This is a genomic window from Streptomyces sp. NPDC051207 (assembly GCF_040682395.1).
Classification (GTDB): Bacteria; Actinomycetota; Actinomycetes; order Streptomycetales; family Streptomycetaceae; genus Streptomyces.
Window position 1 is genome coordinate 218,698 of the sequence record NZ_JBFBAX010000004.1, and the last position, 13,431, is coordinate 232,128.

Below are 13,431 nucleotides of genomic sequence, written 5' to 3' on the forward strand. Positions count from 1 at the left end.
GTGCCACACTGCCAGACTCCGCGCGACCACGAGGAGCCCCTTCCGAACATGCATCAGCTCGCATCCGTCCCGCTCGCCCCGCTCTGGGACGAGGTTTCCGGCACCCAGCCCGACCCCGACCTGTGGGTGGTGATCGCGTCCCTGGTCGCGGCGCTCGCCGTGGTCGTGCCGCACGGGCCGTGGCGCGTGGCGCGCAACGCCGTCACCATCGCCCACGAGGGCGGCCACGGGCTGGTGGCGCTGCTCACCGGCCGGACCCTCACCGGCATCCGGCTGCACTCGGACACCAGCGGCCTGACCGTCAGCCGCGGCAAGCCGCACGGCATCGGCATGATCCTCACGGCCGCCGGCGGCTACACCGCTCCCCCGCTGCTCGGCCTCGGCGGCGCGGCCCTGCTCGACTCGGGGCGCATCACGCTGCTGCTGTGGCTGGCGACCGTGCTGCTGGTGGCGATGCTCGTGATGATCCGCAACGCCTACGGGGCGCTGACGGTGATCCTCACCGGCGCCCTGTTCGTCCTGGTGTCGTGGCTGACCGGGCCGCAGGTGCAGGCGGCGTTCGCGTACGCGGTGGTGTGGTTTCTGCTGCTCGGCGGGGTGCGTCCGGCGTTCGAGCTGCAGGCGAAGCGGTCGCGGGGCGGGGCCGGCGACTCGGACGCGGACCAGTTGTCGCGGCTGACGAACGTTCCGGCCGCGCTGTGGCTGTTCCTGTTCCACGCGGTGTCGCTGTGCTCGCTGATAGGCGGGGGCCGCTGGCTGCTGGAGATGTGAGGGGGCACGAGAGGGCGCGAGGGGGCGTGAGCGGCGCGGTCGTGGGCTGCGAGGACGCATATATGCGGGGCAGCCGCCGCGTGTACCACAGCTCTGTTTCGCTCCGATTTCGCCGTTTTTGATCAAGATCTCCCGTCATTCGCAACCACTAAAGTGGTGCGCATGACCGTTAACCCTGCGCACACCGCCCTTTGGCCCGCCCCGCACGCGAGCGGAGCCGTCGACGCGACGGTCCACGTGCCCGGGTCCAAGTCGGTCACCAACCGCGCCCTGGTGCTGGCCGCCCTCGCCTCCGAGCCGGGCTGGCTGCGCCGCCCGCTGCGCTCCCGGGACACCCTGCTGATGGCCGGTGCGCTGCGCGCCATGGGCGTCGGCATCGAGGAGGGCGTGGGCCCGGACGGCACCGGCGAGGCCTGGCGTGTGATTCCCTCCGGACTGCGCGGCCCGGCCACGGTCGACGTCGGCAACGCCGGCACGGTGATGCGCTTCCTGCCGCCGGTCGCCGCGCTCGCCGACGGCCCCGTCCGCTTCGACGGCGACCCCCGCTCCTACGAGCGTCCCCTGCACGGCGTCATCGACGCGCTGCGCGGCCTCGGCGCCCGGATCGACGACGACGGGCGCGGCGCGCTGCCGCTCACGGTGCACGGCGGCGGCGCCCTGGACGGCGGTGCGGTGGCGATCGACGCGTCCTCCTCGTCGCAGTTCGTCAGCGCCCTGCTGCTGTCCGGGCCGCGCTTCAACCAGGGCGTCGAGGTCCGCCACACCGGTGCCACGCTGCCGTCCATGCCGCACATCCGCATGACGGTCGACATGCTGCGCGCGGTCGGCGCCCAGGTGGACACGCCCGAGTCGGGCGGCGAGGCGAACGTCTGGCGGGTCACGCCGGGCGCCCTGCTCGGCCGGGACCTGACCATCGAGCCGGACCTGTCGAACGCCCAGCCGTTCCTGGCGGCGGCGCTGGTGACCGGCGGCAGGGTCGTCATCCCGGACTGGCCGGCCCGCACCACCCAGCCCGGCGACCGGCTGCGGGAGATCTTCACCGAAATGGGCGGCTCCTGCGAGCTGACCGACTACGGCCTGCGCTTCACCGGATCGGGTGCCGTCCACGGCATCGACGTCGACCTCAGCGAGGTCGGCGAGCTCACCCCGGGCATCGCCGCGGTCGCCGCGCTCGCCGACTCCCCGTCCACGCTGCGCGGCGTGGCGCACCTGCGGCTGCACGAGACGGACCGGCTGGCCGCGCTGACCAAGGAGATCAACGAACTCGGCGGCGACGTCACCGAGACCGCCGACGGACTGCACATCCGCCCCCGTCCGCTGCACGGCGGGGTCTTCCACACGTACGACGACCACCGCATGGCCACGGCGGGCGCGATCATCGGCCTCGCGGTGCCGGGCGTGCGGATCGAGAACGTCGCCACGACGGCGAAGACCTTGCCCGACTTCCCCGAACTGTGGACCGGGATGCTCGGGGCGTAAGGGACGTTCGCATGCGCCGCTACGGCAAGCACACCGACGAGGACGACATCCGCAGCCGCCCCAACCGCAAGGGCAACCGGCCGCGCACGAACATCCGGCCCAAGCACGAGGACGCCGCCGAGGGCATGGTCCTCACCGTCGACCGGGGCCGGCTGACCTGCCTCGTCGAGGGCCGGGTCGTCATGGCGATGAAGGCCCGCGAACTGGGCCGCAAGGCCGCCGTGGTCGGCGACCGGGTGGCCCTCGTCGGCGACATGTCCGGCAAGAAGGACACCCTCGCCCGCATCGTGCGCATCGCGGAGCGGACGTCGGTGCTGCGGCGCACCGCGGACGACGACGACCCGTTCGAGCGCGTGGTCGTCGCCAACGCCGACCAGCTCGCCGTCGTCACCGCGCTCGCCGACCCCGAGCCGCGCCCGCGGCTGATCGACCGCTGCCTCGTCGCGGCCTTCGACGGCGGCCTCACCCCGCTGCTCGTCATGACGAAGTCCGACCTCGCCCCTCCGGACAAACTCCTGGAGCTGTACGGCGACCTGGACATCCCGTACGTCGTCACCAGCCGCGACGAACTGGAGAACGGCGACGCCGCCGACCGGGTACGCGAGCATCTGGGCGGCAAGGCCACGGCCTTCGTCGGGCACTCCGGCGTCGGCAAGACGACCCTGGTCAACGCGCTGGTCCCGGAGGAGCGCCGCCGGCTGACCGGTCACGTCAACGCGGTGACCGGGCGCGGCCGGCACACCACCACCTCGGCGCTGGCCCTGCCGCTGGACGGCGTGGACGGCTGGGTGATCGACACCCCGGGCGTGCGGTCCTTCGGGCTGGCCCATGTCGACCCGTCCCGGGTGATCCACGCCTTCCCGGACCTGGCGCCGGGCACCGAGGGCTGCCCACGCGCGTGCGGCCACGACGAGCCGGACTGCGCGCTGGACCAGTGGGTGGAACAGGGCCACGCGGACCCGGCGCGGCTGTACTCGCTGCGCAGGCTGCTGGCGACGCGGGAGCGCACGGAAGGCGACTGACCCTCGCGTTGTTCATCTCGGCGTACGAAGGCCGGGGCATAATCGCACCCAGCCGCATCCGAGCCCGTGCGCAGTCCGGCCGGGGCCCGATGGGACGCGGACACGAGGGAGACGACACATGGCGTGGCTGCTGGTCATCGTGGCCGGGGTGCTCGAAACCGGCTTCGCCGTCTGCCTGAAGCTGTCCCACGGCTTCACCCGGCTCTGGCCGACCGTCGCGTTCTGCGTCTTCGCCCTCGGCAGCTTCGGCCTGCTGACGCTGTCGCTGAAGAAGCTCGACGTCGGACCGGCCTACGCGGTGTGGACGGGCATCGGCGCGACGGGCACCGCGATCTACGGGATGATCTTCCTCGGTGACGTCGTCTCCACGCTGAAGATCGTGTCGATCAGCCTGGTCATCATCGGCGTCGTGGGCCTTCAGCTGTCCGGCTCCGCCCACTGACCCCCGCGCTCACGCCGGCTGGCGTGCCAGCGCGCCGCGCACCAGGTCGGCGACGCCTCCGTCGGCCGGCGGTGCGGCCACGCAGGACAGGGCGAGACGGACGGCGAGTTCGCAGGACCGGGCCAGTTCGGCGGTGTCCGCGCGGGGCGTGCCGGGCGGGGCCAGCGCGGCCACGGCACGGTCGCGGACCAGGGCCACGAAGTCGCCGGGCGACGGCAGCGGGCCGTCCGCGCGGCGCTGCGCCGGGACGGCGGCGGAGGACCGCACCGGCCGCAGCCGGGGTGTGGGCAGCCGCTCGCTCCAGCAGCCGGTGAGCAGGGCGCGGACCAGGGCGTTGTCGCGGGCCGCCGACGCGGTCCACTCCGCGGTCGCGGTGAGCCGGTCGCGGGGGTCGGCGGGCCCGGCGAGGGCGCGGTCGACACCGGCGATGTAGGCGTCCGCCTCTCTCCTGACGAGCGCGCGGGCGAGCCCTTCCTTGCTCCCGAACTCGTTGTAGAGCGTCTGCCGGGACACCCCGGCCGCCGCGGCCACCTCCACCATCCGCACCGCGGACCACGGCCGGCGGGCCAGGGCCGTGTAAGCGGCGTCCAGCAGGGACTCCCGCGCTGCAGGCATCATCGCCTCCCTCGGGGCGAGCGGCTCTGCGGACAGGTTTGACGCGGGGTGAGGCACTGTCAAGGGTTCCCGTGGGCGCGGGCGCCCCGTCCGGTGCCGCGAGCCCCACGTAGCCCCGGCGGGCCGCTGCCAGATACGGTTCGTTGCATGCCCGACTACCTCGATGACCTGCGTCTCGCCCACGTCCTCGCGGACGCGGCGGACGCCGCGACGATGGACCGGTTCAAGGCTCTCGACCTGAAGGTGGAGACCAAACCGGACATGACGCCGGTGAGCGAGGCCGACCGGGCCGCGGAGGACCTCATCCGCGGCCAGCTCCAGCGCGCCCGCCCGAGAGACGCGATCCTCGGCGAGGAGTACGGCGTCGAGGGCACCGGCCCGCGCCGCTGGGTGATCGACCCGATCGACGGCACCAAGAACTACGTGCGCGGCGTCCCGGTCTGGGCCACGCTCATCTCCCTGATGGAAGCGGGCGAGAGCGGCTTCCAGCCGGTCGTCGGCGTCGTCTCCGCGCCCGCCCTGGGCCGCCGCTGGTGGGCCGCGAAGGACTACGGCGCCTTCTCCGGCCGCAGCCTGTCCACCGCGTCGCGGCTTCAGGTGTCCCGGGTCTCGAAGCTCGCCGACGCGTCCTTCGCGTACTCCTCGCTGAGCGGCTGGGAGGAGCAGGGCCGCCTGGACGGCTTCCTCGACCTGACCCGCGAGGTGTGGCGCACACGCGCGTACGGCGACTTCTGGCCGTACATGATGGTCGCCGAGGGCTCGGTGGACATGTGCGCGGAGCCCGAGCTGTCGCTGTGGGACATGGCGGCCAGCGCGATCATCGTGACCGAGGCGGGCGGCACCTTCACCGGTCTCGACGGCCGCCCCGGCCCGCACAGCGGCAACGCGGCGGCGTCGAACGGCCCGCTCCACGACGAGTTGCTGGGGTATCTCAACCAGCGCTACTGACACTCCTTGGCGCCGCCCGGCCGCTCCGGCTGCCCCCGCCGGGACCCTTGTTGACCCCCGCGTCGCCTGCCACTCTGAGAGTCCCCCCACTTGTGAATATGTGAATCCGAGAACTGGCTCCCGGATTCCCTAGGAGGTGGCTCCATCCATGCTCGTCCGTGACGCCATGAGCACCGTGGTCCTCACCATCGGCCCCGACCACACCCTGCGCCAGGCCGCCACCCTGATGTCCGCCCGCCGGATCGGCGCGGCCGTCGTCCTCGACCCCGACGCCGGCGGCATCGGCATCCTCACCGAACGCGACGTCCTCAACTCCCTGGGCCTCGGCCAGGACCCGGACACCGAACGCGCCCACGCCCACACCACCACCGACGTCGTGTTCGCGGCCCCGTCCTGGACGCTGGAGGAGGCGGCCGGCGCCATGGCCCACGGCGGTTTCCGCCACCTCGTCGTCCTCGACGGCCGCGAGCCCGTCGGCGTCGTCTCGGTCCGCGACATCATCCGCTGCTGGGCACCGCTGCGGCAGCAGGTGCCCGCCTAGAGCCGCCCGGGACGCCGGGAGGAACGCGAAGCGGGCCGGACCCCGAAGGGCCCGGCCCGTCCGCCGCGGCAAGCGGTCCAGTGCTGGTGATCAGCCGCGCAGGGCCTGGACCGCGGCCTCCAGCCGCTTGCCGAAGTCGCCGTCGGCCTGCCGGAAGTTGTTGATCGCGCGCTCGGCGATGTCCTCGCGCGAGACCTGCGAGAGGGAGCCCGCGAGGTTGCCGATCAGGCGCTCCTTCTCGTCCTCCGACATCAGCCGGTAGAGGTTGCCCGCCTGCACGAAGTCGTTGTCCTCGGCGTGCGACGGGGTCTCGTGGTTGCCGGTGGTGCCGGTCACCCGGACCGGCTCCCACAGCGGGCGGTCCGTCTGGAACGGGCCGCCGAAGCTGTTCGGCTCGTAGTTCTTCGCACCCTTGTGGCGGCCGTCGTAGAGGTAGCCGTCACGGGAGTTGGTGCGCGCCTCGGTGGCGTGCGGCCGGTTCACCGGCAGGTGGTCGGCGTTGATGCCGACGCGGTAGCGGTGGGCGTCGCCGTACGCGAAGAGGCGGCCCTGGAGCATCTTGTCCGGGGACGGGCCGATGCCCGGCACGAAGTGGGCGGGGCTGAAGATGGACTGCTCGACCTCGGCGAAGATGTTCTCCGGGTTGCGGTTCAGCTCCAGCTTGCCGAACCAGATGACCGGGTAGTCCGCGTGCGGCCACACCTTGGTCAGGTCGAACGGGTTGAAGCGGTACGTCGCCGCCTGCGCCACCGGCATGATCTGCACGCCGACGGTCCAGCTCGGGTACTCGCCCCGCTCGATGGCCTGGCGCAGGTCGCGCTGGTGCGAGTCGGGGTCCTCACCGGCGAGCCGGGCGGCCTGCTCGGCGGTCAGGTTCCTGATGCCCTGGTCCGTCTTGAAGTGGTACTTCACCCAGAACGCCTCGCCGGCCGCGTTGCTCCACTGGTACGTGTGCGAGCCGAAGCCGTCCATGTGCCGGTAGGAGGCGGGGATGCCGCGGTCGCCGAACAGCCAGGTCACCTGGTGGGTGCTCTCCGGGCTCAGGCTCCAGAAGTCCCAGACGTTGTCCGCCTCCTGCGAGCCGGTGTACGGGTCGCGCTTCTGGGTGTGGATGAAGTCGGGGAACTTGATGGCGTCCCTGATGAAGAACACCGGGGTGTTGTTGCCGACGAGGTCGTAGTTGCCCTCCTCGGTGTAGAACTTCACCGCGAAGCCGCGCGGGTCGCGCACGGCGTCCGCCGCGCCCAGGTTGCCCGCCACCGTCGAGAAGCGCAGGAAGACCTCGGTCTGCTTGCCGACCTCGGAGAGGAACGCGGCGCGGGTGTACGGCGTGACGTCGCCGGTGACCGTGAAGGTGCCGTAGGCACCCGCGCCGCGGGCGTGCACGACACGCTCCGGGATGCGCTCACGGTTGAAGTGCGCCAGCTTCTCCAGGAGGAGCTGGTCCTGCACGAGGACCGGGCCGCCGACGCCCGCCGTCTCGCTGTTCTGGTTGTCGGCCACCGGAGCACCGGCCTCCGTGGTGAGCGGTCCCTGCGTCACGTTGCTCCTCCTGGTACTGCGTCTTTTTCTGTCCCGTGGCCAAAGCCGTTCTCGATCCTACAATAGATATTGTCTAAGTCAAGCTGTGTTCCAAAGTCACACCTGTTCCCGTCCTGGTCCCGGTGGCTGCTAGGCTGGTGCCATGAGTGACCTTCTGGATCGACTGCGTGGACGCGGATGGCGGATGACCGCGCAGCGGCGCGTCGTGGCCGAGGTCCTCGACGGCGAACACGTCCATCTGACGGCCGACGAGGTGCACGCCAGGGCTGTCGCCAAGCTGCCCGAGATCTCCCGGGCGACCGTCTACAACACCCTCGGTGAGCTGGTCTCGCTGGGCGAGGTGCTCGAGGTCGCCACGGACAGGCGCGCGAAGCGTTACGACCCGAACGCGCACCGGCCGCACCACCACCTGGTGTGCGCCCAGTGCGGCGCGATCCGGGACGTGCACCCGAGCGGAAACCCGCTGGCGGACCTCCCGGACTCGGAGCGCTACGGCTTCACGGTCTCGGACGTCGAGGTGACGTACCGCGGCGTCTGCCCCAACTGCGCGGCGGCATAGAGCGCCACAGCACGGAAACGACGAGAGCCCCGGCACCCATCGGTGCCGGGGCTTCGCCGTGCCCGCCGAGCAGCAGGTTTCGGCCACCTGCGGATCAGGTGGGCAAACAGACCGAGGGCCGGAATCCTGTGGTCAGGATTCCGGCCCTTGGCCTTCAGTAGCGGGGACAGGATTTGAACCTGCGACCTCTGGGTTATGAGCCCAGCGAGCTACCGAGCTGCTCCACCCCGCGTCGGTGAATGCAACGTTACGTCAAGGCCGACGTCAGAAGCAAATCGCTCAGCTGCCCGGCCGGGGACGGACGCCCCGGACCGGTGTCACGCCGACAGCTCCTCGCGCAGCGCGTCCCGCAGCCGCTCCGCCCGCTGCGCGACCGCCCCCGGCCCCAGCGACGCCGCCCGGTCCGCCCAGCGCTGCCCTTCCGCCAGCTCTCCCCGGCGGGCGTAGACCAGGGCCAGCCGGAGCGCCGCCCGCCCGTGCCCCGCGTCGGCGGCCCGCGTCCACCACATCGCCGCCTCGGGCTCGCTGCCCTCCCTGGCCAGCAGCAGCCCCAGGTTGAAGGCGCCGTTGCGCGACCCGGCCTCCGCCGCCTCGCGGTACCACCGGGCCGCCTCGACCACGTCACCGCGCGCGGCGGCCAGCATGCCGACCCGCACCTGCGCCCGGCGGTGCCCCTGCGAGGCCGCGCGCTCGTACCACTCCTCGCACTCGGTCTTCTGGTGCACCGCCTCGCCCAGCTCGTGCGCGGGCGCGGGCGGCCGGCGCGCGTCGAGCACCGTGGCCAGCCGGTACGCGGCCTCCGCGCTGCCGCCCCCCGCAGCGCAGCGCAGATACCGCTCCGCCTCCTGCTCGTCGCCGTCTCTCAGCCGCGCGATGCCGACCTGGAGCGCCGCCTCGGTGTGCCCGGCGCGCGCGGCACGCTCGTACCAGCGCAGCGCCGCCTTCTCCTCGCCGCGCCCGGCGTACAGGATTCCCAGGTTGAACGCGGCGTCCACGCTGCCGGCCTCGGCGGCCTTGGAGAACCACGGCTCGGCGCCGGTCTCGTCCCCGCCGTGCAGCAGCAGGATGGCCAGCGCGTTCGCCGCCTCGCGGTGCCCGGCGTACGCGGCGCGCCGGTACCACTGCTCGGCCTGCGTGGTCCGCCCCTGCTCCGCGCAGAGCAGCCCGAGGTTGTACGCCCCGTTGACGTCCCCGGCGTCCATGGCCGCCCGGTACCACCGCTCGGCGGTCTGCGTCTCGCCCCGCTCGGCGTGCAGCGCACCCAGCGCGTTCGCGGCGTTGCCGTCGCCGTCCTGGGCGGCTTTCAGCCACCACGCGGCGGCGTTCTCGGTGTCGCCCGCGTCGCGCAGCAGGAAGCCGAGCGCGCAGGCGGCCCGCGCCTCCCCGTCCTTGGCCGAGGTCAGGTACCAGCGCCCCGCCTCCTTGAGTTCGCCGCGCTTCTCCAGGATCGCGCCGAGGTGCAGCGCGGCCCGCCGGTGTCCGCGCGCGGCGGCCTGCCGGTACCACTGCTCGGCCTCCTTCGCCGCCTCCGGGCCGCCGCCGTCTGTGTCCTGTGTCGCTCTGCGGTCCAGGGTGCGGGCGAGCCGGTACGCGGCCTCGCGGTGGCCGCGCTCCGCCGCGGCTCTCATCCACCGCACGCTGCCGCTGTCGCCCCGGTGTTCCAGCAGGTCGGCGAGTGCGTAGGCACCGAGGACGTGTCCCTGTTCCGCGGACTGGCGCAGCCAGTACTCGGCCGCGGGCTCGTCGCCCCGCTCGCGGTGGTGGCGGCCGAGCGCGTGCGCGGCGGCAGCGGATCCGGCCACGGCGGCGATCCTCCACCAGCTGGCGGCCTCCTCGGCGTAGCCGCGCTGGTGGAGGAGGACGCCGAGGTTGTTGGCGGCGGCGCGGTCACCCGCGGCGGTGGCGGCACGCAGATGGGGTTCGGCTCCGTCGAGGTCGCCGCGGCGCAGCAGCATGGCCCCGAGCACGCTCATCGCCTCGACGTCGCCGACCTCGGCGGCGAGTCTGAGACGCAGCTCCTCGGCCGCCTCACCCGCTTCGTCGCCGGCTTCGTCCCCGCCGGACGGCTGCACAAATCGCCCTGTCTCGTACAGAGTTGCCTTGTCCCCCATAACGTCCATCGTCGCACCACCTGCAACCCGGGTACACCTGGTATACCGCAGCCAGTGAGGTCACTTCAGCGTTTTGTCGACATGCCCACAGAGAGACAAGTCAAACACAGATCGCCCAACTCCCCATGGCGGCGCGGCCGTCGGAGGGCCGGGCACATGAGTTCGCACACGCACAAAGGCCCGGATCCTTGAAGGATCCGGGCCTTGTGGTCGTGCGGCCGAAACCGTCGACTCCAGTAGCGGGGACAGGATTTGAACCTGCGACCTCTGGGTTATGAGCCCAGCGAGCTACCGAGCTGCTCCACCCCGCGCCGTTGTTCTGCAACCGTATCACGGCGCGGGGTGGGCAGTCGGCTCAGCTGTTCTGCGGACTGCCGGAGGGCTTCGGCGACGGACTGCCGGACGGTTTCGGGCTGCTGTCGCCCTTGCCGTCCCCAGCGGCGCCGCCGCCCCGCGCGGCCCGGGACTGTGCGTCCTCGGCGCGCTTCAGCGCGTCCTCCAGGTCCTTCTGCGCCCTGCCGTACGCCTCCCAGTCGCCCCTCTTCAGGGCTTCCTGGCCGGTCTCGAAGGCCTTCTGGGCGTCGTCGAGCGCTTCCTGGACCGTCGGGTTGTCGGACCTCGGCGGAGGCGGCGTCTCCCCCCCGCCCTCGTCCGGCGGCGGCTGGGTCGGAGCGCCCGCGGCTCCGAAGACCTTGTCGAGGGCCTCCTCCAACGTGTCCTCGAAGGCGGTGTTGCCCCCGTAGGTGACCAGCACCTTGCGCAGCAGGGGGTACTTCAGCCCGCCGCCGCGCACGTAGACCGGCTCCACGTAGAGCAGTCCGCCGTCGAGCGGGACGGCCAGGAGGTTGCCGTACTCGACGTCGGAGTCGCCGCCTCTCAGCAGCCTGATCGTCTCGGCGATGTCCTGTTCGGAGTTGAACTGGCTCTGCACCTGTTTGGGTCCGGCGGCCGTGGTGCTCGTCGGCAGTTTCAGGATTCTGATGGCGCCGTAGCCGCTGGTGCCCGCCTCGGCGTCGACCGCCATGAACGCGCTCAGGTTGTCACGCCCGTTGGGCGTGAACGTCGTCGTCAGGGAGAACACCTGGGACTTCTGGTCGGGCATCCTCATGCTGAGGTAGTACGGCGGAACCGCGTTGCCCGCCTTGTTGGTCGGGTCGTCCGGCACCTGCCACACCTCGCTGCCGCTCAGGAACGTCTGCGCGTCCTTGACGTGGTAGCGGGTCAGCAGCTCGCGCTGCACCTTGAACAGGTCCTGCGGGTACCGGAGATGGGCCATCAGCGCGTCGGAGATGTCGGCCTTGGGCTCGACCGTGCCGGGGAACGCCTTCATCCACGTCTTCAGGACGGGATCCTTGGTGTCCCACTCGTAGAGCTTGACCTCACCGCTGTACGCGTCGACGGTCGCCTTCACCGAGTTGCGGATGTAGTTGACCTGGTTCTGCTGGGCCACCACCGCCCGGTTGTCGTTGGTGGCGGTCAGCGAGTCGGCCGTGGTGTCGCCGAGCGTCGTCCGCGACGAGTACGGGTAGCCGTTCGTCGTCGTGTACGCGTCCACGATCCACTGGATGCGGCCGTCCACGACCGCCGGGTAGGCATCGCCGTCGATGGTCAGCCACGGCGCGATCGCCTCGACGCGCTCCTTCGGCGTGCGGTTGTACAGGATCCGCGACCCCTCGCCGATGGCACCCGAGTAGAGGATCTGCGGCTCGCTGAACGCCACCGCGTACGCGGCCCGGTTGACCGGGCTGGAGAGGTTGACCCCGCTGTCGCCCTTGTAGCTGTAGGTCTTCTCACCGCTGTCGTCGGAGTAGTCGATCTCCTTCTGGGGACCGCCGACGATCGAGTACGAGGTGGTCTTCTCGCCGTAGTAGATCCGCTGCTCGTACGTCCCGAGGTCGCCCTTGGACGGCAGGTCCGACTCGATGAACTTCGGACGGCCCTCGGAGTCGGCGGTGGTGCCCTCGGCGGCGACGACGCCGTAGCCGTGGGTGTAGCGGAAGTGGTCGTTGATCCAGTTGTTCTTCGGGATGCCGTTCAGGTTCAGCTCGCGCAGACCGATGACCGTGTCCTGGTCCTCGCCGTTCTTGCTGTACCGGTCGACGTCCAGGTTGGTCGGGAACGCGTAGTAGTTCCTGATCTGCTGGAGCTGCTGGAACGTCGGGGACACGATGTTCGGGTCGAGGATGCGGATGCTCGCCGTGGCGTCGACGTCGTCCCGCAGCCGGGTCTTGTCCGCGGTCTGGCTCGTCCCGGGGTAGTCGGTGACCTTCGTGCCGTCGATGCCGTAGGCGTCCCGCGTGGCCTTGAGGTTCTTCTCGACGTACGGGGCTTCCTTGGCCTGCTCGTTCGGCTGGACCTGGAACTTCTGGACGATCGCCGGGTACAGGCCGCCGATCAGGACCGCGGACAGCACCATCAGGCCGAGACCGATCACGGGCAGCTGCCAGGTGCGCCGCCACAGCGTGGCGAAGAACAGCAGCGCGCAGATGACGGCGATGCAGAACAGGATCGTCTTGGCCGGCAGATAGGCGTTCGCGTCGACGTACCTCAGGCCGGTCCAGTTGTCCGTGGCCTTGAAGTCACTGGACTTGACCGCCAGCCCGTACCGGTCGAGCCAGTAGGCGACCGCCTTCAGGGCGACGAACACACCGATGAGCACCGAGAGGTGGCCGGTGGCCGCGGCGGTGGCGCGGGCGCCCGGGCTGGTGACGCGCAGGCCGCCGTACAGGTAGTGCGTGAGCGCGGCGGCGATCACGGACAGGATCACGGCGGCGAAGCCGAAGCCGAGCAGGAACCGGTACCACGGCAGGTCGAACGCGTAGAAGGACACGTCCAGCCGGAACTGGGGGTCCTTCTCGCCGAAGGGCACGCCGTTGACCCACATCAGCCAGGTCCGCCACTGGCTGGAGGCGGAGGCGCCGGCGATGAGACCCACCAGGGCGGTGATCCCGAGGAGCAGCCACGTCTTGTACGGGGCGATGCCCATCCGGTAGCGGTCGAGGTTCTGCTGCTCGGCCGACATGGCGCTCAGCGGAGGCCGCAGCCGGTGGGCCAGCCAGATGTTGAGCCCGACGGCGACGGCCATCAGCAGGCCGAAGACGAAGAAGAGTCCGATCTTGGTCCACAGGGTCGTCGTGAAGACCGACGAGTAGTCCACGGAGCGGTACCACAGCCAGTCGGCCCAGAAGCCCGCGAACATCGTGAACGCCATGAGAAGCACGGCGAGCACGCCCAACGTCATGAGCAGGGTCCGGACCCGCCGGGACGGGCGGCCCACTCTGATCCGTGGCCCCGTCGGGCCTCCGCCGCGGTCCGGCATCTGGAAAGCCAAGGTGCGCACCTCGAAGTCGCTGTTGATCCGTCAGGCCCGCGTGTTCGTGGACCGTGTGTGCGGGCCCCTG

11 protein-coding genes and 2 tRNA genes are annotated in these 13,431 nt (G+C 71.3%); 7 read left to right on the top strand and 6 right to left on the bottom strand.

Features of this window, described 5'->3' with window-relative positions; all coding sequences use genetic code 11:
* The first annotated feature begins 48 nt into the window (after window positions 1–48).
* The 4 genes from AB0M97_RS06225 (at window position 49) to AB0M97_RS06240 (ending at window position 3,714) form a co-directional block, all read left to right on the top strand.
* Window positions 49–771, top strand: a complete 723-nt coding sequence (locus AB0M97_RS06225) for a M50 family metallopeptidase (RefSeq protein WP_365959546.1) — start codon at window positions 49–51, stop codon at window positions 769–771.
* 162 nt (window positions 772–933) lie between these two features.
* A complete protein-coding gene (aroA, locus tag AB0M97_RS06230) occupies window positions 934–2,250 on the top strand; it encodes a 3-phosphoshikimate 1-carboxyvinyltransferase (RefSeq protein ID WP_365959547.1) in 1,317 nt (438 codons plus the stop codon).
* A gap of 11 nt (window positions 2,251–2,261) precedes the next feature.
* Window positions 2,262–3,272 carry a ribosome small subunit-dependent GTPase A gene (rsgA, locus tag AB0M97_RS06235; protein WP_365959548.1) on the top strand — a complete coding sequence of 337 codons (1,011 nt, stop codon included), beginning with the start codon at window positions 2,262–2,264 and terminating at the stop codon, window positions 3,270–3,272.
* Window positions 3,273–3,390: 118 nt separating this feature from the next.
* A complete protein-coding gene (locus AB0M97_RS06240) occupies window positions 3,391–3,714 on the top strand; it encodes a multidrug efflux SMR transporter (protein ID WP_365959549.1) in 324 nt (107 codons plus the stop codon).
* Window positions 3,715–3,723: 9 nt separating this feature from the next.
* On the opposite strand, the gene AB0M97_RS06245 is transcribed toward AB0M97_RS06240, so the two are convergent.
* Entirely contained in the window at window positions 3,724–4,332 is a 609-nt protein-coding gene (locus AB0M97_RS06245) for a helix-turn-helix domain-containing protein (protein ID WP_365959550.1), read from the bottom strand.
* Between the two features lie 144 nt (window positions 4,333–4,476).
* On the opposite strand from AB0M97_RS06245, the gene hisN reads away from it, so the two are divergent.
* Together hisN and AB0M97_RS06255 are read left to right on the top strand one after the other, a co-directional pair.
* Window positions 4,477–5,277 (top strand): histidinol-phosphatase, encoded by an 801-nt coding sequence (gene hisN / locus AB0M97_RS06250; protein WP_365959551.1) that lies wholly within the window; start codon window positions 4,477–4,479, stop codon window positions 5,275–5,277.
* 148 nt (window positions 5,278–5,425) lie between these two features.
* Window positions 5,426–5,818: a CBS domain-containing protein gene (locus tag AB0M97_RS06255; RefSeq protein WP_365959552.1), complete on the top strand. Its 393-nt coding sequence runs from the start codon at window positions 5,426–5,428 to the stop codon at window positions 5,816–5,818.
* Window positions 5,819–5,908: 90 nt separating this feature from the next.
* On the opposite strand, the gene AB0M97_RS06260 is transcribed toward AB0M97_RS06255, so the two are convergent.
* Window positions 5,909–7,360, bottom strand: a complete 1,452-nt coding sequence (locus AB0M97_RS06260) for a catalase (protein WP_365959553.1) — start codon at window positions 7,358–7,360, stop codon at window positions 5,909–5,911.
* A 142-nt stretch (window positions 7,361–7,502) separates the two neighbouring features.
* On the opposite strand from AB0M97_RS06260, the gene AB0M97_RS06265 reads away from it, so the two are divergent.
* Complete coding sequence (locus AB0M97_RS06265) at window positions 7,503–7,919, top strand: Fur family transcriptional regulator (RefSeq protein ID WP_365959554.1); 417 nt, start codon at window positions 7,503–7,505, stop codon at window positions 7,917–7,919.
* Between the two features lie 158 nt (window positions 7,920–8,077).
* Here the strand turns inward: AB0M97_RS06265 and AB0M97_RS06270 are convergent.
* The 4 genes from AB0M97_RS06270 to AB0M97_RS06285 form a co-directional block, all read right to left on the bottom strand.
* Window positions 8,078–8,151 (bottom strand) — tRNA-Met (locus AB0M97_RS06270).
* Window positions 8,152–8,236: 85 nt separating this feature from the next.
* The gene (locus tag AB0M97_RS06275) at window positions 8,237–10,039 is read right to left on the bottom strand and encodes a tetratricopeptide repeat protein (protein ID WP_365959555.1); all 1,803 of its coding nucleotides are present in this window, start codon (window positions 10,037–10,039) and stop codon (window positions 8,237–8,239) included.
* A gap of 228 nt (window positions 10,040–10,267) precedes the next feature.
* Window positions 10,268–10,341, bottom strand: a tRNA-Met gene (locus AB0M97_RS06280).
* Between the two features lie 44 nt (window positions 10,342–10,385).
* Window positions 10,386–13,349: a UPF0182 family protein gene (locus tag AB0M97_RS06285; RefSeq protein ID WP_365959663.1), complete on the bottom strand. Its 2,964-nt coding sequence runs from the start codon at window positions 13,347–13,349 to the stop codon at window positions 10,386–10,388.
* Window positions 13,350–13,431: the final 82 nt, after the last annotated feature.

Excerpts from the sequence above, each read along its gene's own strand:
- rsgA (WP_365959548.1), top strand. The coding sequence starts at position 2,262 with ATGCGCCGCTACGGCAAGCACACCGACGAGGACGACATCCGCAGCCGC.
- AB0M97_RS06285 (WP_365959663.1), bottom strand. The coding sequence starts at position 13,349 with ATGCCGGACCGCGGCGGAGGCCCGACGGGGCCACGGATCAGAGTGGGC.
- AB0M97_RS06225 (WP_365959546.1), top strand. The coding sequence starts at position 49 with ATGCATCAGCTCGCATCCGTCCCGCTCGCCCCGCTCTGGGACGAGGTT.
- aroA (WP_365959547.1), top strand. The coding sequence starts at position 934 with ATGACCGTTAACCCTGCGCACACCGCCCTTTGGCCCGCCCCGCACGCG.
- AB0M97_RS06240 (WP_365959549.1), top strand. The coding sequence starts at position 3,391 with ATGGCGTGGCTGCTGGTCATCGTGGCCGGGGTGCTCGAAACCGGCTTC.
- AB0M97_RS06275 (WP_365959555.1), bottom strand. The coding sequence starts at position 10,039 with ATGGACGTTATGGGGGACAAGGCAACTCTGTACGAGACAGGGCGATTT.
- AB0M97_RS06245 (WP_365959550.1), bottom strand. The coding sequence starts at position 4,332 with ATGATGCCTGCAGCGCGGGAGTCCCTGCTGGACGCCGCTTACACGGCC.
- AB0M97_RS06265 (WP_365959554.1), top strand. The coding sequence starts at position 7,503 with ATGAGTGACCTTCTGGATCGACTGCGTGGACGCGGATGGCGGATGACC.
- hisN (WP_365959551.1), top strand. The coding sequence starts at position 4,477 with ATGCCCGACTACCTCGATGACCTGCGTCTCGCCCACGTCCTCGCGGAC.
- AB0M97_RS06255 (WP_365959552.1), top strand. The coding sequence starts at position 5,426 with ATGCTCGTCCGTGACGCCATGAGCACCGTGGTCCTCACCATCGGCCCC.